Origin of the sequence: Faecalispora anaeroviscerum, from assembly GCF_947568225.1 — a bacterium.
GTDB classification, from domain to species: domain Bacteria; phylum Bacillota; class Clostridia; order Oscillospirales; family Acutalibacteraceae; genus Faecalispora; species Faecalispora anaeroviscerum.
Window position 1 is genome coordinate 1019851 of record NZ_CANOOQ010000001.1, and the last position, 19515, is coordinate 1039365.

General features: G+C 51.5%; 18 protein-coding genes. 7 read left to right on the plus strand and 11 right to left on the minus strand.

Features of this window, described 5'->3' with window-relative positions; translation table 11 throughout:
* Positions 1 to 24 precede the first annotated feature (24 nt).
* The 5 genes from QOS46_RS05100 to nspC all read left to right on the plus strand — a co-directional run bounded on the left by QOS46_RS05100 (position 25) and on the right by nspC (position 5566).
* On the plus strand, positions 25 to 1455 hold the full coding sequence (locus tag QOS46_RS05100; protein WP_283610772.1) for an aminotransferase class I/II-fold pyridoxal phosphate-dependent enzyme: 1431 nt from the start codon (positions 25 to 27) through the stop codon (positions 1453 to 1455).
* 3 nt (positions 1456 to 1458) lie between these two features.
* Positions 1459 to 2319, plus strand: a complete 861-nt coding sequence (gene speE, locus QOS46_RS05105; protein WP_283607772.1) for a polyamine aminopropyltransferase — start codon at positions 1459 to 1461, stop codon at positions 2317 to 2319.
* Positions 2300 to 3166 carry an agmatinase gene (speB, locus tag QOS46_RS05110; protein WP_283607773.1) on the plus strand — a complete coding sequence of 289 codons (867 nt, stop codon included), beginning with the start codon at positions 2300 to 2302 and terminating at the stop codon, positions 3164 to 3166. Before speE ends, speB begins: the two co-directional genes overlap by 20 nt.
* 61 nt (positions 3167 to 3227) lie before the next feature.
* Positions 3228 to 4427 (plus strand): saccharopine dehydrogenase family protein, encoded by a 1200-nt coding sequence (locus tag QOS46_RS05115; protein ID WP_283607775.1) that lies wholly within the window; start codon positions 3228 to 3230, stop codon positions 4425 to 4427.
* Between the two features lie 2 nt (positions 4428 to 4429).
* The gene (nspC, locus tag QOS46_RS05120; protein WP_283607777.1) at positions 4430 to 5566 is read left to right on the plus strand and encodes a carboxynorspermidine decarboxylase; all 1137 of its coding nucleotides are present in this window, start codon (positions 4430 to 4432) and stop codon (positions 5564 to 5566) included.
* A 103-nt stretch (positions 5567 to 5669) separates the two neighbouring features.
* Here the strand turns inward: nspC and QOS46_RS05125 are convergent, their stop codons facing one another.
* Entirely contained in the window at positions 5670 to 6086 is a 417-nt protein-coding gene (locus QOS46_RS05125; RefSeq protein ID WP_283610774.1) for a DUF523 domain-containing protein, read from the minus strand.
* Positions 6087 to 6257: 171 nt separating this feature from the next.
* On the minus strand, positions 6258 to 6563 hold the full coding sequence (locus QOS46_RS05130; protein ID WP_283607778.1) for a hypothetical protein: 306 nt from the start codon (positions 6561 to 6563) through the stop codon (positions 6258 to 6260).
* A 97-nt stretch (positions 6564 to 6660) separates the two neighbouring features.
* On the opposite strand from QOS46_RS05130, the gene QOS46_RS05135 reads away from it, so the two are divergent.
* Both QOS46_RS05135 and QOS46_RS05140 read left to right on the plus strand, forming a co-directional pair.
* Positions 6661 to 6870, plus strand: a complete 210-nt coding sequence (locus QOS46_RS05135) for a helix-turn-helix domain-containing protein (RefSeq protein WP_283607780.1) — start codon at positions 6661 to 6663, stop codon at positions 6868 to 6870.
* A gap of 212 nt (positions 6871 to 7082) precedes the next feature.
* Positions 7083 to 7721: a hypothetical protein gene (locus QOS46_RS05140; protein ID WP_283607781.1), complete on the plus strand. Its 639-nt coding sequence runs from the start codon at positions 7083 to 7085 to the stop codon at positions 7719 to 7721.
* A 369-nt stretch (positions 7722 to 8090) separates the two neighbouring features.
* On the opposite strand, the gene QOS46_RS05145 is transcribed toward QOS46_RS05140, so the two are convergent.
* The 9 genes from QOS46_RS05145 to QOS46_RS05185 form a co-directional block, all read right to left on the minus strand.
* On the minus strand, positions 8091 to 10418 hold the full coding sequence (locus QOS46_RS05145; RefSeq protein WP_283607782.1) for a glycogen/starch/alpha-glucan phosphorylase: 2328 nt from the start codon (positions 10416 to 10418) through the stop codon (positions 8091 to 8093).
* A complete protein-coding gene (gene malQ, locus QOS46_RS05150; protein WP_283607783.1) occupies positions 10405 to 11928 on the minus strand; it encodes a 4-alpha-glucanotransferase in 1524 nt (507 codons plus the stop codon). The genes QOS46_RS05145 and malQ overlap by 14 nt, the downstream gene beginning before the upstream one ends.
* A 1-nt stretch (position 11929) precedes the next feature.
* Positions 11930 to 12976: a LacI family DNA-binding transcriptional regulator gene (locus QOS46_RS05155; protein WP_283607785.1), complete on the minus strand. Its 1047-nt coding sequence runs from the start codon at positions 12974 to 12976 to the stop codon at positions 11930 to 11932.
* A 35-nt stretch (positions 12977 to 13011) separates the two neighbouring features.
* Positions 13012 to 13848, minus strand: coding sequence for a carbohydrate ABC transporter permease (locus QOS46_RS05160; protein ID WP_283607787.1), 837 nt, complete (start codon positions 13846 to 13848; stop codon positions 13012 to 13014).
* Complete coding sequence (locus tag QOS46_RS05165; protein ID WP_283607788.1) at positions 13848 to 14690, minus strand: carbohydrate ABC transporter permease; 843 nt, start codon at positions 14688 to 14690, stop codon at positions 13848 to 13850. The genes QOS46_RS05160 and QOS46_RS05165 overlap by 1 nt, the downstream gene beginning before the upstream one ends.
* Positions 14691 to 14820: 130 nt before the next feature.
* Positions 14821 to 16176: an ABC transporter substrate-binding protein gene (locus tag QOS46_RS05170; protein ID WP_283607789.1), complete on the minus strand. Its 1356-nt coding sequence runs from the start codon at positions 16174 to 16176 to the stop codon at positions 14821 to 14823.
* Positions 16177 to 16532: 356 nt separating this feature from the next.
* Positions 16533 to 17567: a protein-glutamate methylesterase/protein-glutamine glutaminase gene (locus QOS46_RS05175; RefSeq protein ID WP_283607791.1), complete on the minus strand. Its 1035-nt coding sequence runs from the start codon at positions 17565 to 17567 to the stop codon at positions 16533 to 16535.
* A 6-nt stretch (positions 17568 to 17573) separates the two neighbouring features.
* Complete coding sequence (locus QOS46_RS05180) at positions 17574 to 18383, minus strand: CheR family methyltransferase (protein ID WP_283607793.1); 810 nt, start codon at positions 18381 to 18383, stop codon at positions 17574 to 17576.
* 64 nt (positions 18384 to 18447) lie between these two features.
* On the minus strand, positions 18448 to 19509 hold the full coding sequence (locus QOS46_RS05185) for a tartrate dehydrogenase (protein ID WP_283607796.1): 1062 nt from the start codon (positions 19507 to 19509) through the stop codon (positions 18448 to 18450).
* Between the last annotated feature and the right edge of the window lie 6 nt (positions 19510 to 19515).

Below are 19515 nucleotides of genomic sequence, written 5' to 3' on the forward strand. Positions count from 1 at the left end.
TTGAGCAAACTAGATCAAAGCCGTATGCCCATCCGGCAGGCGCTGCTGGATTTTCAGGCGGAACGGGTGGTTCCCTTCGATGTTCCCGGGCATAAGCACGGGCGGGGAAACCCCGAGCTGACCCAGTTTCTAGGCGAGCGCTGCATGCAGCTCGACGTCAATTCCATGAAGCCGCTGGACAATTTGTGCCACCCGGTTTCCGTCATTCGCGAGGCGGAGGAGTTGGCCGCCGACGCATTCGGCGCGGCACACGCGTTTTTTATGGTGAACGGTACTACCTCCGCCGTGCAGGCCATGGTGCTTTCCGCCTGCAAGCACGGGGATGAAATCATTTTGCCGCGCAACGTACACCGCAGCGTGATTAACGCACTGATCCTGTGCGGCGCGACGCCCGTCTATGTCAATCCCGAAACCGACCACCGCCTTGGCATTTCCCTCGGCATGCGCCTTTCCGCTGTGGAACAGGCGATCCGCGAACACCCGAAAGCGCGGGCGGTGCTAGTGAACAACCCCACTTATTACGGCATCTGCTCGAATTTAAAGGCAATCACCGAGCTGGCTCACCAACACGGCATGCTGGTGCTGGCAGACGAGGCGCACGGCACACACCTGTATTTTGGGGAAGATCTGCCGCTGTGCGCCATGAAGGCCGGAGCAGACATGGCCTCGGTAAGCATGCACAAATCCGGCGGCTCGCTGACTCAAAGCTCGTTTCTGCTGCTCGGCGGCGGCGTCAGCGCGGGCTATGTACGGCAGATCATCAACCTGACCCAGACGACCAGCGGCTCTTACCTGCTGCTGTCGAGCCTTGATATTTCCCGGAAAAAGCTTGCTACCGAGGGCAAAGAGATTTTTCGCCGGGTTGTGGAAATGGCCGAGTACGCGCGCGGCGAGATCAACCAGATCGGTGATTACTACGCCTATTCCCGTGAGCTCATCAACGGCGACACCGTGTATGACTTCGACACTACAAAGCTTTCCGTCAACACGCTGGAACTCGGCCTCGCCGGAATTGAAGTGTATGATATTCTGCGGGACGAGTATGATATTCAGGTGGAGTTCGGCGACCTTGGCAACATTCTGGCGTACCTTTCCGTTGGTGACCGCCACCGCGATTTAGAACGGCTCGTCGGCGCGCTCGCGGAAATCCGCCGCAACTACAAGCGCGATAAAACGGGCATGCTGCGCATGGAGTATATCTCCCCCATTGTTGCGGTGCCGCCGCAGAAGGCCTTTTACGCCGAAAAAGAGGCTCTGCCCCTTGCGCAGAGCTCCGGGCGCATTTGCAGTGAATTTGTCATGTGCTACCCGCCGGGAATCCCGATTCTTGCCCCAGGCGAGCTGATTACCGGTGAAATACTGGAATATATCGCGTACGCCAAGGAAAAGGGCTGCTTCTTAACCGGCCCGGAGGATTTGGAGCTGGAACAGCTCAACGTGATGAAGGAGGAATAAGCGGTGGATTTATGGTTTACCGAAAAACACGCACCCGGCGTTCAGTTTTCCATCCGGGTGGACCGGCAGCTGTACAGCGGGCAGAGCGAGTTTCAGCGCATTGATGTATTTGAATCCGAGGAATTCGGCCGCTTTTTAACGCTCGACGGTTACATGATGCTCACAGAGCGCGACGAGTTCATCTACCACGAAATGATCGTCCATGTTCCAATGGCGGTACACCCCAAGGTGCGGCGCGTACTGGTCATTGGCGGCGGCGACGGCGGCGCGGTGCGCGAGCTGATCCGCTACCCGGAGATTGAGCGGATCGACGTGGTGGAAATCGACGAGCAAGTGGTGCGAGTGTGTCAGGAGTATCTTTCGATCACTGCGCGGGGCTTTGACGACCCGCGAGTGAAGCTCTATTTTCAGGACGGCCTGAAATTTGTGCGCCGCCAAAGCGAAGAATATGACCTGATTCTGGTAGACTCAACCGATCCGTTCGGCCCCGGCGAGGGCTTGTTTACCCGGGAGTTTTACGGCAACTGCTTTAAGGCGCTCAAAGACGACGGCATTATGGTCAACCAGCATGAAAGCCCATTCTACGCGGTGGACGCGCTGGCGATGCAGAGAGCGCATAAGCGGATTGTGAAATCCTTCCCCATCAGCCGTGTGTACCAGGCGCATATTCCCACCTACCCCTCCGGCCACTGGCTGTTCGGGTTTGCGTCGAAGAAATATCATCCGCTCAAGGATTTAGACGGGAAGTGCTGGAAGGAACGCGGCATCCCGACCCGCTATTACAATACCAAGCTGCACAAGGGCGCGTTTGCCCTGCCAAATTATGTGGAGGAGCTTTTGCGAAATGTCGAACACATTGACTAAAAACATTGAAACCTTTTTAGGCTGTGACAGTGAGTATGAAGAGGCCAAAGCCGTTCTGTTCGGCGCGCCGTTTGATTCCACCACATCGTTCCGCCCCGGCACTCGTTTTGCAAGCCGGGCCATGCGTGCCGACTCCTTTGGACTGGAAACATACAGCCCTTATCAGGATAAGGATTTATCAGATATTTCTATATTCGATGGCGGAGATTTAGAACTGTGCTTTGGCGATACCCAAAAAGCCCTCTCACAGATTGAGGAATTCGCTACGAGTATTTTAGCAGACAATAAGCTGCCGGTGATGATCGGCGGTGAGCATCTGGTTACGCTGGGCGCGGTTCGGGCCGCGGTGAAGCGCCACCCGAATCTGCACATTCTGCATTTTGACGCGCACGCCGACCTTCGCGAGGAATACCTTGGCGCCACCCTCTCCCACGCGACGGTGCTGCACCGCTGCTGGGATTTGGTTGGGGACGGCAAAATCTTTCAGTTCGGTATCCGTTCCGGCGACCGGAGTGAATTTACTTGGGGGCGCCAGCACGTATCTACCCACAAATTTAATTTTGAGGGATTGGAGAGCGTAATTGCCTCTCTAAAGGGCAAACCTGTTTATGTCACGATTGATCTGGATGTTCTCGACCCGTCAGTCTTCCCCGGCACGGGAACACCGGAGCCGGGCGGAGTCAGCTTTTTGCAGCTGCTGCACGCGGTACTGGCGCTGGGGAGCTTAAACGTAGTCGGCTGCGACGTAAACGAGCTTTCGCCCGTTTATGACCAGAGCGGTGTTTCCACCGCGGTTGCCTGTAAAATTCTGCGGGAACTTCTTTTGACGATCATCCCCGCTTCTTAACCTTAGAAAATCAAACAGACCGGCAGAGCATTTCTGCCCATTTCACAGGAGGTATCACACCATGGGAAAAGCACTGATTATCGGCTGCGGCGGCGTTGCGAGCGTTGCCATTCACAAATGCTGCCAAAACAGCGACGTTTTTGAGGAAATCTGCATCGCGAGCCGTACCAAAAGCAAATGCGACGCTCTCAAAGAGAAACTCTCCGGCGGCAAGACCGTTATCCACACCGCACAGGTAAATGCCGACAACGTCGATGAGCTGATCGCGCTCATCGACGACTTCCAGCCCGATGTGGTACTGAACCTGGCTCTGCCGTATCAGGACTTGACCATTATGGACGCGTGCCTTGCAACCAAAACCAATTATGTAGATACCGCAAACTACGAGCCCCTTGACACCGCGAAATTTGAATACAAATGGCAGTGGGATTACAAAGAGCGCTTTGAGAAAGCCGGTATCACCGCGCTGCTCGGCAGCGGCTTTGACCCCGGCGTAACCGGGGTGTTCTCGGCTTACGCTCAGAAACATCAGTTTGATGAGATCAACTACATTGATATTCTCGACGCAAACGCGGGCGACCACGGCTACCCCTTTGCCACCAACTTCAACCCCGAAATTAACATTCGCGAGGTAAGTGCCAAGGGTAGCTACTGGGAAAACGGCAAATGGATTGAAACCGAGCCGATGGAGATCAAGCGCGTGTACGACTTCCCCGAAATCGGCGAGAAGGATATGTACCTGCTGCACCATGAAGAGCTGGAGTCCCTCGCGCTCAACATCAAGGGCATCCGCCGCATCCGCTTTTTTATGACGTTCGGCCAGAGCTACCTGACCCACCTGAAATGCCTTGAGAATGTGGGCATGACCTCGATTGTGCCGATTGAATTTGAGGGCAAGCAAATTGTGCCGCTGCAATTTCTCAAAGCGGTTCTGCCCGACCCTGCCTCTCTTGGACCACGCACTAAGGGCAAGACGAACATCGGCTGCATCTTTCAGGGCAAAAAGGACGGCAAGGACAAAACCTACTACATCTATAATGTATGCGACCATCAGGAATGCTACCGCGAGGTAGGCTCACAGGCGATTTCATACACCACGGGCGTTCCGGCCATGATCGGCGCGGCTCTGCTGATGACCGGCGTATGGAACAAGCCCGGCGTACACAACATTGAAGAGTTCGATCCCGATCCCTTCATGGACGCGCTCAACAAATGGGGTCTGCCGTGGCAGGAAAGCTTTGCCCCCGAGCTGGTTGACTGACGATGGAACGGACAAAGCTTTATTTACAGGCCCCCTCCCCCTGCTTTGTGGTGGACGAGGCTCTGCTGATTCAGAATTTGCAGCTGCTGGCAATGGTGCAGGAGCGCACCGGCTGCAAGATTCTGCTGGCGCAAAAGGCCTTCTCCATGTTTTCGCTGTACCCGCTCATCGGCTCGTATTTAAGCGGAGCAACCGCCAGCGGCCTTTATGAAGCGCGGCTCGGCTATGAAGAAATGGGTAAGGAAAACCACGTTTTCTCCCCCGCGTACCGCGACGAGGAATTTGACGAGATCACCCGCCTGTGCGACCACATTGTATTCAACTCGTTTTCTCAGTGGCAGAAGTTCAAAGACCGCGCTCTCGCCGCCGGCCGCGAATGCGGCATCCGCATAAACCCGGAATGCTCCACGCAGGATCACGCGATTTACGACCCCTGCTCCCCCGGCTCGCGGCTTGGGGTAACGGCAGCGAATTTTCATGCGGAGCTGCTCGAGAACATTTCGGGCCTGCACTTTCACACACTGTGCGAACAGGACGCCGACGCGCTGGAGCGGACACTGGATGCCGTAGACAAGAAATTCGGCGCGTATCTTCCCAAAATGAAGTGGCTGAATTTTGGCGGAGGGCATCACATCACCCGCCCGGGGTACGATGTGGAAAAACTGATTTCCCTGATTCAGCGCACACAAGAGCGCTACGGCGTGCAGGTATATCTGGAGCCGGGCGAAGCCGTCGCGCTGAACGCGGGCTTTCTCGTTTGCACCGTGCTGGAGATCGTGGAAAACGGAATTGCCAACGCGATTCTCGACACCTCCGCCGCGTGCCACATGCCGGATGTACTCGAAATGCCCTACCGCCCGCCTCTGCTGGGCGCGGGACTGCCGGAAGAAAAGCCGTACTGCTACCGCCTGGGCGGGCCTACCTGCCTTGCGGGCGACATCATTGGGGATTACTCCTTCGACCACCCTCTCACCCCCGGTGACCGGCTGATTTTCGGTGACATGGCCCATTACTCGATGGTGAAAACCAACACCTTTAACGGGATGGCTCTGCCTTCGATTGCGATTCTCGACCAAAGCGGCAAGCTGCGGGTGCAAAAAACCTTTGGGTATCAGGATTTTAAAGGACGGCTGTCGTAAGCCATAACAAGCCCCGGCATAAGAAACGATACCGCGAAAAATGGATCATCAAAAAAAGCCTCCTATCGCAGAATAAAAACTGCGCCAGGAGGTTTTTTTATTCTTAAATTTCGTCAGCGTCCATTACTTTTACGCCCATATCGAGTAGGGCCTTGGCAAACACACCTTGACCGGGAATCAGTTTACCGGAAAAGCTGCCGTCATAAATCTGCCGAACGCCGCAGGTGGGGCTTCTTGGCTGCAAAATAGCCAGATCGACCGGTATTTTTTTGATCTTTTCAAGCGCTAGACGAACCCCCTCCCGGAATTGTTGATCCACATCATTTCCCAGGCAATCCACCACTTTTCCGTTTTGAATTTCCGCGGGATTGCGCGGAGCGCCCAAACCGGCCAGTATTTCGGGACAGACAGGGATGATTTCTTTGTCCGCTAAAAACGCGGCGACGCGCGGATGATCATTATTGCCGCCGTCGTATTTACAGTTTTTGCCGAGCAGGCACGCGCTGACCAGTACCGTCACGGAAAGGCCCCCTTTTCTCTCGCAGGATTCCAAAAAGCATCTGCTTTCAGAATCCTGTGTTTTCATTTTATTTGTCCTATCATAACACGCATTGCGGCAGATTTCTATTGCCAATCGCTATCTGTTCAGCAAAATAAGGGAGTGGTGACTTACCACTCCCTTTCTTCATCGTTAATTGAGGTTCGATTCAGCAGTATTTTTCTTTTGCTGAAACAGAAATAATTCCAGCAAAGTAGACAGCGGCAGATTTTCCGTAATTAATTTGAACCGCCGTTCTTTTTCCTTTCGGTAAAGCTGTACCGCCTGCAATGCGGCAAGCTTCCGTTTACTGCATGGCTGAAGCCGGAGCAGGTACTCACAGTCATCCACTTGTATCGTCACCTCATAACTCGCATCGAACGTACCGGATTTCCCCTGCTGATTTAAGTACCGGCATACCTGCTCATACTGCTCTTGACAAACTTTACGGATGATCATTTTTTATTCCCTCCTATTTCACGTGCCCAATATTGTACATAACAATATATGTCCATTATACGGCATAATAAGGAAAAGTAAAGAGGGAGGAATAAAAATGATTTCTTACGCTCCATTATGGAAAACCATGAAACAGAAAGGTGCAACCACCTATACCCTAAGAAACAATGGTAAGTCAGAAAATATCAGTGGTTCTACTCTGGCTAGACTGCAAAAAAATGAGTCTGTATCTACTAATACACTCAATACTCTTTGCGATATTCTCGACTGTAACCTGCCTGATATAGCCGAATATATACCGGATTAGATGAATGTGAAGTGAACGTCAAATCAGACAGCGTATCGAAAAAAGGTAAAAGAAGTGCGATAATGCATCTAATCACCCAAAGACACTATCAATCCATGCCGGGAAGGGCTATACCTGCCACACAATGGTAAAAATATATTTGACTATTGGTATATTTATGGATTAAGTTTAGATAGATATTTATATCATTAGGAGAGGAAAGAAGAGGAAAAATGAGAGCAAAAGTGTTAATATTTCTGATAGTGACTATTCTATCTGCCAGTTTGATTGGATGTAGTAATGAATCCGTATTAAAAAATCAAAACGATGGGACTACTATTAATACTGTTCAAGAACAAGATCGTGCTCCAACTGCAGATGATGAAGTAAAAGAAGATGATAATATTAATCTAACTAATTCAACTGAACCATTTGTAGGTAGAATGGCTTTGGATAGTGAAACTGAAAAATTTTTCTATGGAACTTGGAAGGTTGAAAAGCTTTTGGGATTTGCGAATTCATATAATGATGCTTCTGAATATCCAACAGGGCAAAAAATTATTGATGATGAAATTGTAATTAATAAAGACTTATTTTCATCAAAAGGGCTAAAAAACTATAGTGATTATCAATATATACTTAAAAATCCACTCTATGAAATTACTATAATATGTTATAACGAAGACGATTTTTATAGAAATTTTAAAATGGATCTACTAGGTATAAATATGGATGATGAAATAAAAGAAATACAAGTATCTGACTCTTCTACAGGATTCGGCATACCTATAGGTTTTTTAGTTGTTAATAATGATAGTCTTATTTTGGAATTAGAGGCAACATGCTTTAAACTAAAAAGGGTCACTGACTAAATGATTTGAGGTTTTATTAATAAATAATGTCATTCTTTTAAGATGATCTCTCAGACTGTAGACAAAGTCCCGGGCTACCGCCCGGGATTTTTCTTTGAAAAGTGTCTAAAAGTTCAGTTTCTATAAGGCCTTGGAGGCACTTTTCTGGTCACGGTTTCAGCCGTATTCCCCGCCGATTTCCGTTTGTTTCCCATAGGTCTAACATCGTTTAAAAGATAAGGGAGCGGTTATGCTACCGCTCCCTTATCTCTTTTCGCTTTAGAGTAAAATCGTGCTTCTATTTCCTCGATTCGAGAAACATCTTCTTATACAATATATTCCAAATTTCATTATTCCAATATACTATCATTTCTAAAAATCATAAAGTTCTTATATTCCCCAAATATCCCGCGCGTATTCGCGCACCGTGCGGTCGCTGGAGAACTGCCCGGCGTGCGCGGTGTTCGCAAGGCACTTGCGCGAGAACTGCTCGGCACTGCGGTAATCGCGGTTGGCGCGCAGCTTTGCATCACAGTAGGACTCAAAATCGCGCAGCAGGTAATACTGGTCGGGCTTGTGCCACGACGCACCCTTGAGCAGAGAATCGTACAGCTCGCGGAACAATCCGGTGTCGCCGTCGTCCAGCGTGCCGCCGATCAGGGCATCTACCACGCGGCGAATGCGTGGATTCGACTTGTACAGTGCTTTCGGGTCGTAGGTATCGGCAATTTCAGCGATTTCTTCTACCGTTGCGCCGAAGATATAATTGTTCTCTTCCCCGGCCTGCTCGACGATTTCGATATTCGCGCCGTCCAGTGTGCCAAGCGTAACCGCGCCGTTCAGCATCAGCTTCATGTTGCCGGTACCGCTGGCTTCGGTCCCCGCGGTAGAAATCTGCTCGGACACATCCGCCGCAGGAATCAGCTTTTCGGCGTAAGACACATTATAGTTCTGCACAAACAGCACCTGAATTTTATTTCGCACCTCGGGGTCGGCGTCTACCATGCGGGCAATCTCGTTGATGAATTTAATAATTCCCTTTGCGCGCCGGTAACCGGGAGCGGCTTTTGCCCCGAACAAAAACACGGTAGGCGTAAAATCTGTCAGCGTGCCGTCTTTAATTGCAAAATAAATATCCAGAATGGAAAACGCATTCAGAAGCTGACGCTTATACTCATGCAGTCGCTTGATCTGTACATCGAAAATGAAATCGGGGTTCAGCTCATAGCCATATTCATGAATGCGCACATGGTTGCAAAGCTGTATTTTTTTCTGCCGCTTAATCTCCCGGAAGCGCGCGAGCGACGCCGGGTCGTTCAGGTATGGCGTCAGCTTCTGGAGCTGATTCAAGTCGGTGATCCAACCATCCCCAATGCGCTCGGTAATAAACGCGGAAAGCTCCTGATTGCACAAAGCAAGCCAGCGGCGCTGGGTGATGCCGTTCGTTTTATTCTGGAAACGCTCGGGGTACATTCTGTACCACTCGGGCAGTACCACGCTTTTCAGTAGCTCGCTGTGAATTTTCGCCACACCGTTGGTCGTGTGGGAGGCATACACCGCAAGCCGCGCCATATGGATTTGCCCGCCACTGATGATCTGCAAGGCCGCTCTGTCCTGCTGGGGCAGATTCCGCGCTTTGATTTCGCGGTTCAGGCTGTTTTGCAGCATGACCACATACGGGTACACCTGCGGCGCGACGGACAGAAACAGCGAAACATCCCATTTTTCCAGTGCTTCAGCCATGATGGTATGGTTCGTATACCCAAAGGTATCGCGAACAATCGGGAACGCCTGCTCAAACGAAAGCTGATGCTCCTCCATCAACAGGCGCAGAAGCTCCGGGATCGCGATAACCGGGTGCGTATCGTTGAGCTGAATCGCATAGTCCTCGGCAAAATGAGAAAAATCCTCACCGTGGTGGCAAATGGATTCTTGCGTCAGGCTTTGCAGGGACGCGCTGCTGAAGAAATACTGCTGTTTCAGGCGCAGGCGCTTCCCTGAGGGAGTATCGTCGTTCGGGTACAGCACCGCCGTAATTTCTTCGGCGCGCACCCGCTCCTCGACCGCTTCGTCATATTTTTGCAGATTGAACTGCTCGAAATCAAACGCGGAAAGCGGCTCGGCCTGCCAGAGGCGCAAGCGGTTGACGGTATGCCCGCCCCAGCCGATTACAGGCATATCGTAGGGCACTGCACGTACCGTCTGGTCGGCAAACGAAACCGTAACGGCTTCGCTTTCCCGACGGATTCCCCAGGGATCGCCGACCTTTTGCCAGTCATCGGCGGTTTCTTTCTGAAAACCCTTTTCAAAATACTGATGGAACAATCCGTATTTGTAGCGGATGCCAAATCCGTGCAACGGAAGGCCGTGTGTTGCCGCCGAATCCAGAAAACAGGCGGCAAGCCGACCGAGACCGCCGTTGCCGAGAGCGTCGTCCTCAATACTCTCAAACACGCCGGGGTCAAAGCCGTTGCGCCCTAAATACGCGCGGCAGCGCTCCAACAAGCCCAGATTCAGCAGATTGCTGTAAATGAGGCGGCCAAGCAGAAATTCCGCCGAAAAATAGCAGGCTTTCTTTCCGGGCTGTTCTGTAAAGGAAAGCGATTTCATCGCCGCTTTGGATACGGCGTTATAAAGCTGAGGGATGGACGCTTCCCGCGCCGTAACCCCGTAGTCATAATCCAGATATTGGTCGATCTTCTGTTCAAACTGATTCATGCTTTGTCCCTCCCGAGCATCTTCCGTACAGCTGCATCATACGACGCAGGTTCTCCGCAAGCTCCGGCGGTATTTGACCGGGAGCCAGACGCCAACGCCAATTCCACCCCAAAGTAGAGGGCGTATTGGTTCGTGCGGAATTATCCAGCCCCAGCAAATCCTGCATTTGAAAAATCGCGGTATTCGCAACACTGGCATACCCCGCACGGATGAGCGCGGCGGGAACCTCGCGGTTTGTACTTACATTCAGGTACTCTCGTGCAAAGCGTGTTTTCTTTTGTTTTTGATGCGCGAAAAAGCCCACCAGCGTTTCGTTGTCGTGCGTACCGCCATACACTACCAGATTGTGTTCAAAATGAAACGGCAGATTGGAATTGGTTTCGTCACCGTCAAAGGCAAACTGCATCAGCTTCATGCCGGGGTAGCCGCTGATTTTGAGCAGCCGGTCCACCTCGGGAATCACGACACCGAGATTTTCGGCAATCACGCGCTTATCCCCCATTACCCCGGCGATTGCCTCGATCAATGGGCGGCCCGGGCCGGGATTCCACCAGCCGCTCATGGCGGTGGTTTCCTCTGCGGGGATGGAATAGTAATGCGCAATCCCGACAAAATGATCAATGCGAATGATGTCGTACAGGCGCGCCGAAAAACGCATACGCCGTTGCCACCAGGTAAAGCCGTCGCGCTCCATAAACTCCCAGTCGTACAGCGGGTTGCCCCAAAGCTGACCGGTTTCGGAAAACAGATCGGGCGGAACGCCCGCCACCAGAGTGGGCCTGCGCTGCTCGTCGAGCTGAAACTGCTCGCTCTGCGACCACACGTCCGCGCTGTCGAGCGCAACATAAATGGGGATATCGCCGATAATCTCTATCCCATTTTGATTGGCGTAGGCTTTCAGACGAAACCACTGGCGGAAAAACTCATATTGACAGAACTTCCAGAATTCGATCTCATCCGCGTTTCGTTCGCGGCTGGCCCGCAGAACATTCGGCTCGCGCAGACGAAGCTCCTCCGGCCATGCCAGCCATTCCCTGCCGCCGAACTCCGTTTTCAGCGACATGTACAGCGCGTATTCCTCCAGCCACTCCCCGTTTTCCCCACAAAACAGCAAATAATCCATTGTTTTTTGGTGCTTGCTGCGAACGAAAGCCTGCCGCAGCACAGCAAAGCGCTTTTTGTACAGCGCCGCATAATCAATATCCACGGGATTCTGCCCGCAGTCTGCCTGTTCTAAATCTTCAAGGGTTAGCAGTTCCTGCTCCCGCAGAATGTCCAGATCGATTAGATACGGGTTGCCCGCAAATGCCGAAAAGCTCTGGTACGGGCTGTCACCGTAGCTGGTCGGACCCAGCGGCAGCACCTGCCACCAGCGCTGACCTGCCTGAACCAGAAAATCCACAAAATCATATGCTGCCTGCCCAAAGGTGCCAATCCCATAGGGGGACGGAAGACTCGTGACCGGCAAAAGGACACCGGCTCCGCGTTCCATTGGTTTTTGCTTTTTCATTTTATCCCCTCTCAGCCGTACCACCGGCCGGGAAAGCTTCTTCCATAAGGCGAACGCTTTCCCCTTCCCGCAGGTAGAAATCCGCCATCTCGTGAACTGCCCCCGACTGATTTTCAATGCAATCAATTAAAATGCTGACCCCGCGCTCTGCCATTTTGGATTTGGACTGTTCTATTGTGGCGAGCTTTGGGTTATAATACTGTGCCAGCTCGATTCCGTCAAATCCCATCACAGAAATGTCCTGCGGGATTCTGATCTTGCGGTCGAGCAGGTAACGGCACGCGCCGATCGCCATCACGTCACTCATGGCAAATACCGCGGTGATCTCCGGCGAGCTTTGGAGCAGCCGCTCCATGGCGTGGTAGCCGCTTTCGTAAGAGAACCGTGCCTTTTGGTAGCTCCGCTCCTCCGGAAACAGAACGCCGTGTTTCGCAAAGCTCTTTTGGCAGCCGAGATAACGCAGATAGCTGATGCTGTTTGTGTCGAACCGGTTGCCGCCGATCACCCCGATGCTTCGGTGCCCTTTCTGAATCAGGTATTCCACAGCGCTGGACGCGGCGGCGGTATCGTCGGTACTGACACTGGATAAATGCGAAAAGCCCAAGCCTTCTGCCGCGGTCGCCACCAGAACGCTCGGCAGAGAAATCATCTCGAAGCCCTCGACAAAATTCTGCAAATTGCCGCCCAGAAACAGCAGGCCGAGCGGCTTGCTTTCACGGATCAGCTGCTGCGCCTGGCTGACCTCATCATCCTCTTCGTCCAGGTAGCAAACCTGAGCCGTATACCCGGCTTTTTCAATCAGCACCTGCATCTGCTCGAGAATGGGGGCGAACAGCATATTCGAAATACCCTTGACCAGAATCGCGATGCTGTTGGTTGCCGTTTGCTTAAGCTGGCGGGCGTTCTGATTGGGAACAAAGCGGTGCGCCTCAATAACCGCCTGTATCTTTCGCTTTGTTTCCTCACTGACATCGGGATGATTGTTAAGGGCTCGCGATACCGTACTGACCGCAAACCCGGATTCCCGCGCAATATCTTTAATCGTCAATACAAACGCCCCCAAGGTGAAATTTAGGCTGATAATTATCCCTTGACCGCGCCGGCCAGAACGCCTTTGATGATATGCTTCTGGCAGGTCAGGTAAAAAATGATGATTGGTATGATGGAAAGCACCAGCATTGCCATCAGCGCGCCCATATCGCGCGAGCCGTACCCTCCCTGCAAATACTGAATCGCGATTGGCATGGTTCTCACCTTTGTGCCGATGATAAGATACGGCAGCAAAAAGTCATTCCAGATCCACATGGCATTCAGAATCGCCACAGTAATAGCCGTGGGGCGCAGGATAGGAAATACGATGAGAAAGAAGGTTTGAATCGGGCTGCAGCCGTCAATCACGGAGGATTCCTCAATATCGACCGGCACGCTTTTAATAAACCCGCTGAACATGAATACTGACAGCCCTGCGCCGAAACCCAGATAAATAACGATCAGGCCCACAGGGTTATCGAGCCGCGCGAGATTCGCAACCTTCACCATGGGGTACATCACCATCTGAAACGGAACCACCATACTGAACACAAATAAATAATAGAGGGCGGAGGTCATCGGACCTTTCACCCGGGTAATATACCAGGCCGTCATAGAAGTAAAGAGGATAATAGCTGCAACGGAAAAAATCGTAATAAATAAAGAATATCCAAACGCGCGGAAAAAATCAATCTTCTGCACGCCATTTACATAGTTATCGATGCCCGAGAAGGTCGTGGCATCCGGCAGTGCAAACGGGGCGTTCGAAATAAAGAGCTGCCCCTTAAAGGAATTCATCAGCACCAGAAGAATCGGAATCAAAAACAGGAAAAGCAGAATCAATAAAAATGCAAACAAAATATTATTTACTCTTTTCGCTGTATTCTCCATCAGTTTTCCACCTCCCTGCTGCGGGTCACCATCAGCTGCACCAAAGCGATTCCCGCTACCAGCAGGAAGAACACAACCGCCTTGGCCTGACCGACACCCTCATACCCCATGCGGCCGTAGAAGGAATTGAAAATATCCAGAGCCAGCATGGCACTCTGCCGCGCCGGCGCGCCGCCGGTTAAAGCAAAGTTCTGGTCGAACAGCTTAAACGAATTGGTCAGTGTTAAAAAGGTACAGATCGTAACGGACGGCATCACCAGAGGAACTGTGATATAAAACAGCGTCTGCCTGGGGGAAGCCCCGTCGATCTGCGCCGCCTCAATCACGTCGCCGGGAATATTCTGGATTCCCGCAATGTAAATAATCATCATATAGCCGATCATCTGCCAGTTCATCAGGACAATCAGTCCCCAGAAACCATAACTCGCGTCGAACGTGATGTCAACCCCAAAGTTCAGCAGTACGCCGTTGATGAGCAGCTGCCAGATATAACCCAGCACGATGCCGCCAATCAGGTTCGGCATGAAAAATGCAGTGCGAAACAGATTCGTTCCGCGAATGCCGCGTGTGAGCAGCAGCGCCAGTAAAAAGGCCAGCACATTGATGGTGATGACGGATACGACGGTAAATTTCGCGGTAAAACCCAATGCGTTTAAAAAATTAGAATCTGAAAATGCGCGGACGTAATTGGCCGTTCCTACCCACTTGGCATTGGTGACCGTGGTGAATTTGGCAAACGACAGATATACGCCCATGAAAAACGGAATTAAAAAAGCGATCACAAACGCAATAACCGTCGGCAGCGCAAATATGGCGAACTGTTTTTTCAATGTTTTTTGCATGCTTCCCTCTCCCTTTCCAAAGCTGTGTGCGCTCCTCCACCGGTTTTTGTCCGTTGGTTTATAAAAGCCGCTCCACGCCGCAGGGCGTGGAGCGGCTCTCCCGTTCTATGAAAACGCAAGCATTTCTTTGTTACTGAGCGCTTTCACTCTTCCATTCGGAAACAACCAGCTTCTTTACATCGTCCCAGGATTTGGTGCCCTGCGAATACTGCAGCAAAGCGGCGCCAAAATCGTCCTTGAAGGTCTGGCTGGGGAACACGGTAAAGTTCCACGGAACAGTGTTTACGCCGTCCTTAGACATCCAGCTGAGTACTTCCTTCGCCAGCGGGTCGGTAGGCTTCTCAGAATCGCTGAAGGTATCAAACGGAGCGATGAAGTTCAGCTTGTTGGTAACGAAATCTTTGCCCGTCTTGCTGGAATACAGCCAATACAGGAAGTCTTCGGCTGCCTTCTGCTTCTCAGGGGAAGCGTCTTTATTAATCGCCAAGAAGTTCTCAGTACCGATGCACAGGCCCTGTTTCTCTTCGCCGGCCATACCGGTATAGATTGGCATAAACTTAACGTCTTCCGCTTTTACGGTATTGCCCTTTACCTTTCCAATCTGTCCCCAAGCCCAGTTGCCGTTCTGAACCATCGCTGTCTGGCCAAGCGCGAATTCCGACATGGAATCGGTAACCTGCTTGGTGCCGAGCAGATTCTTCGGCGTAATGGAGTTGTTCAGGTACAGGTCAAAAATATTTTTGTAATTGTCGGAATACTGGAACTTAATTTCCTTTGTAGCGTCGCTGGTCAAATCAACCTTGTTGTCTTTGAACTCGTAGTAAACCGGAACATTGGCCAGATGCGTCTGCCAGCGCCAATCTTCACCGGGCTTGAGCGAAGTGGAGGAAAACACACCCTTAATGCCAAGCTCATTCTTCTTCGCCGTCATGTCTTCCACAACCGCTTTGAGCTTTGTAAAGTTGTTAATCTCAGCCACGGAGGTTGCCTTCGCGCCGGAGGTCTTGAAATATTTGTCCATGATAGCCTGATTATAGATAATGCCGTAACCCTCTACCACGTACGGGATACCATACACGCCGTCGCCGTCTGTAATAGCAAGGCTCTTATCCGTCAGGTGTTTGTACAGCTCGGTGTCTTTCAGGTCTGCGCAGTAGTCCTTCCAGCTGGCATAGCCTCTGGGTCCGTTAATCTGGAAGATCGTCGGAGCATCTGCCTTGGCAATTTCAGACTTCAGCGTCTGCTCGTAAGTACCGGAAGCCGCAGTAACCACATTCAGAGTAACGCCGGTTTCTTCTTTATACGCTTTTGCAATATCCTCGTAAACAGTAGCAACCTCAGGTTTAAAGTTTAAATAATAGATGCTTTGCTCTCCCTGCGGAGCTGCACTGGAGGCGCTGCTGGGGCTTCCACCAGTGCTTGAGCTGCACGCGGTCATGGAAGCTGTCATCGCCATCGCCAGGCAAAATGCCAGAACCTTTTTCATTCTTTTTCCTCCTAACAAAAATTTCTTCCGCATTCCAGTAACGTTACCGGAAACGTTACCAGTTCCTTGCGATTTTTAGTATAATACATTATTTGTATAATTTCAATAGTAATTTTAAATTATTTTTTGTTTTTATCCCGAACATGCCTACTCAATCCATCCAATCAGCAATGTGCTTAAAAATGGCAGTTTCTTCCTTCGTCGTAGGCGGGGAAAGGCAGGTGTGGAAGAATCTTTAAAAATACAGGTTTATTGCCACGGATTTGCGGCAGAAGCGCAGCAAACAAAAAAGACCAGAGAACGGTGTTGGCGTTCCCTGATCTTTGATTTACGGTCAGTGACAATTCGAGTGCTTTTTATTTGGCCTGATTTAGATGCTGGATGACGATTCCCGCAATAGAAGGACACGGTGCTTGACGAACTACCGCGCCAATATCGAAAGCAACCATCGGCATTCCGTACACAACGCAGGATGCTTTGTCCTGACCGATGGTAAAGGAGCCCTGTTTTCTCATTTCAAGCAGACCCTTTGCCCCGTCGCTGCCCATACCGGTCAGAATAATGCCCATGGCATCCTTGCCCGCCGTTTCAGCAACCGAGCGGAACAGCACATCCACCGAGGGACAGTGCCCGCTGACCTTCTCGCCTGCGGCGCATTTGACATAATAGCCTCTGGCATCCCTGGCGAGAGTCATGTGTTTATCACCCGGCGCAATATAGGCCACACCCGGCTCCACACGCTCGCCGCCCTTCGCCTCCGCCACGGTAAAACTGCAAAGGCGATCCAAACGCTCCGCATACATTTTGGTAAATCCGGGCGGCATATGCTGCACGACTAAAATGCCCGGAATATTCTTCGGAAGATTTTTCAGAATTTCGAGCGTTGCTTCAGTTCCGCCGGTAGAGGCACCAATGGCAATGACTTTTTCCCCTTTACTATTGGAGGAGAGAGTCGGCGTTGGCAGGGACTCCAGCGGAGAAACGATTTTGGTCTTTACCTTTGCGGTTGAGGCAATCCGGATTTTCACTGCCAGCTCGGTAAAAAACAAGGTGTAATCCGTTGCGGCGGCAGGCTTACGAATAAAATCCACAGCGCCCGCATCGAGCGCGTCAAAAATACCGAGAGCCAGCGAGCTGACCAGCACAACCGGCACAGGGCGTCTGGGAATCAGTTTTTTTAAAAAATCAGTGCCCTTCATATCAGGCATTACCACATCCATGGTGATGACATCCGGCGAAAGCTCTTGAATCTTTTTCGCCGCCTCCGCCGCGCTGCCAGCCGTACCTACCACTGATATTCCCGGGTCTTTCAGCAGGGCATTCTGCAGCGCCGTTCGGAAAAACAGAGAATCATCCACAATCAAAACCTTGATGACACGATTGAGCGACATAACAGTTTATTGTCCTTTCTGATACACCGACGGCTCCAAATAAAGGAATTTAGAGCTGTCCCTTTGTATTGTTTCGGAATGCCCAATCAGCAAAAATCCACCTGGGATGAGCATGTCGTAGTATTTATTGATGAGCTTGTTGCGGTCGTTCTGATCAAAATAGATCATGACATTTCGGCAGAAAATCAGATCGAACGGCTGCATTGGAGGAAACGGCTGCATCAAATTCAGCCGCTGAAACGTTACATGCCGACGAATATCGTCGTTAATGCGGAACTGATCTGCCCCTTGCTTCACAAAATAACGGGTCAGCCAGCCCTGAGGCACGTTTTTCAAAGATTCTGCGCTGTACACAGCAGCCTTTCCCGCCGCCATCGCCTTTTCGGAAATATCTGTGGCGAGAATACGAAAATCCCAGCCGGGATGCCCCAGGCTGAAATAATCCTTCAGCACCATGCAGGTTGTATAGGCCTCTTCGCCGGAGGAACAGCCCGCGCTCCAGATTCGTATGAGCTTGCGGTGATTGATCCGCTCCTGAAGCGGCAGTAATTTATTTTTGATAAAATCAAAATGAGCCGGTTCGCGCATGAAATAGGTGTGATTTGTCGTTAGCTTGTTCAGCAGGACAATGACTTCATCTGGATTTTTCTGCTGGATCAGGGTCATATACTCTGAAAAGCTCTTCATGCCCTTTTCCGCCAGAACGGAATACATGCGCGCTTCAATCAGCTGGCGCTTGTTGGCCAGGTTGATGCCGTAATTATTTTTAACATACGTTACAATGGTATTGAATTCCTGGTCTGTCAGACGTATCATAATGATCCTTTCTTGAGTGGAAAAATTCTGGGTGTACCGGGAAGCAGCCCGAAGGTCAGATTCATCAGCCCAAACGGGACACGATGGCGTCTCCCACCTGCGCCGTGGTTGCGGCTCCGCCCATATCAGGGGTGAGAGCCTTCCCTTCCGTCAGAACGTCCTCTACCACGTCTAAAAGCCGCTTGCCCCAGGCCTCGTGGTGAAAGAAATCCAGCATCTGGCTGGCGGCCCAAACGGTAGCGAGCGGATTTGCGATCTGGCGGCCGGCAATGTCGGGCGCCGAACCATGAATTGGCTCAAACATGGAAGGGTATTTGCGTTCGGGGTTGATATTTGCGCCTGCCGCAAGGCCCATACCACCGGCAATCGCGGCGCCAAGGTCGGTGAGAATATCGCCGAACAGGTTTGAAGTGACCACTACCTCGAACGCTTCAGGACGCTTGACCATCATCATACTGGCCGCATCCACCAGATAGGAGGCTGTTTTTACATCTGGGTACTCCCGGCTTACCTCGGCAAAAATCTGGTCCCAAAACACCATGGAATAGTTCAGCGCATTCCCCTTGCTCACACTGGTCAGCGTTTTTTGTTCCCGGCGCGCCAGCTCAAACGCGTAGCGCATGATCCGCTCGCAGCCGTGCCGGGAGAATACGCCATTCTGGAGTACTACCTCATGGGGGGTATCACGATAAAGCCAGCTTCCGCTCCCTGCGTATTCTCCCTCGCTGTTCTCACGCACGAAAACCATGTCGACATCTTCCCGCTTCACATCTTTCAGTGGGCAGGGCGCGCCGCGCAGCAGCTTGACCGGGCGAAGATTGACGTACTGATCGAAGCTTTTGCGGATTGTAAGGAGCAACCCCCAGAGAGAAATATGATCCGGAACCCCGGGAAAACCGACGGCACCGAGAAAAATAGCATCAAAGCCGCTGAGCTGTTCGATCCCGTCCTCTGCCATCATCCTTCCGTTCTTCAGGTAATACTCACATCCCCACGGGAAGGTGGTGAACTCAAACCGAAATCCGCCGTCCAGCCGGGCCACATGCTCCAGCACCTTACAGCCTTCTGAAATCACCTCGGGGCCAATCCCGTCGCCGGGAATGACCGCAATTTTATGAACCTGCAAATCAAA

What these genes read in the sequence shown, in the direction of transcription:
- QOS46_RS05100 (WP_283610772.1), top strand. Translation starts at nt 25, where the DNA reads ATGCCCATCCGGCAGGCGCTGCTGGATTTTCAGGCGGAACGGGTGGTT.
- speB (WP_283607773.1), top strand. Translation starts at nt 2,300, where the DNA reads ATGTCGAACACATTGACTAAAAACATTGAAACCTTTTTAGGCTGTGAC.
- QOS46_RS05115 (WP_283607775.1), top strand. Translation starts at nt 3,228, where the DNA reads ATGGGAAAAGCACTGATTATCGGCTGCGGCGGCGTTGCGAGCGTTGCC.
- nspC (WP_283607777.1), top strand. Translation starts at nt 4,430, where the DNA reads ATGGAACGGACAAAGCTTTATTTACAGGCCCCCTCCCCCTGCTTTGTG.
- QOS46_RS05130 (WP_283607778.1), bottom strand. Translation starts at nt 6,563, where the DNA reads ATGATCATCCGTAAAGTTTGTCAAGAGCAGTATGAGCAGGTATGCCGG.
- QOS46_RS05135 (WP_283607780.1), top strand. Translation starts at nt 6,661, where the DNA reads ATGATTTCTTACGCTCCATTATGGAAAACCATGAAACAGAAAGGTGCA.
- QOS46_RS05140 (WP_283607781.1), top strand. Translation starts at nt 7,083, where the DNA reads ATGAGAGCAAAAGTGTTAATATTTCTGATAGTGACTATTCTATCTGCC.
- QOS46_RS05145 (WP_283607782.1), bottom strand. Translation starts at nt 10,418, where the DNA reads ATGAATCAGTTTGAACAGAAGATCGACCAATATCTGGATTATGACTAC.
- malQ (WP_283607783.1), bottom strand. Translation starts at nt 11,928, where the DNA reads ATGAAAAAGCAAAAACCAATGGAACGCGGAGCCGGTGTCCTTTTGCCG.
- QOS46_RS05160 (WP_283607787.1), bottom strand. Translation starts at nt 13,848, where the DNA reads ATGGAGAATACAGCGAAAAGAGTAAATAATATTTTGTTTGCATTTTTA.
- QOS46_RS05165 (WP_283607788.1), bottom strand. Translation starts at nt 14,690, where the DNA reads ATGCAAAAAACATTGAAAAAACAGTTCGCCATATTTGCGCTGCCGACG.
- QOS46_RS05170 (WP_283607789.1), bottom strand. Translation starts at nt 16,176, where the DNA reads ATGAAAAAGGTTCTGGCATTTTGCCTGGCGATGGCGATGACAGCTTCC.
- QOS46_RS05175 (WP_283607791.1), bottom strand. Translation starts at nt 17,567, where the DNA reads ATGTCGCTCAATCGTGTCATCAAGGTTTTGATTGTGGATGATTCTCTG.
- QOS46_RS05180 (WP_283607793.1), bottom strand. Translation starts at nt 18,383, where the DNA reads ATGATACGTCTGACAGACCAGGAATTCAATACCATTGTAACGTATGTT.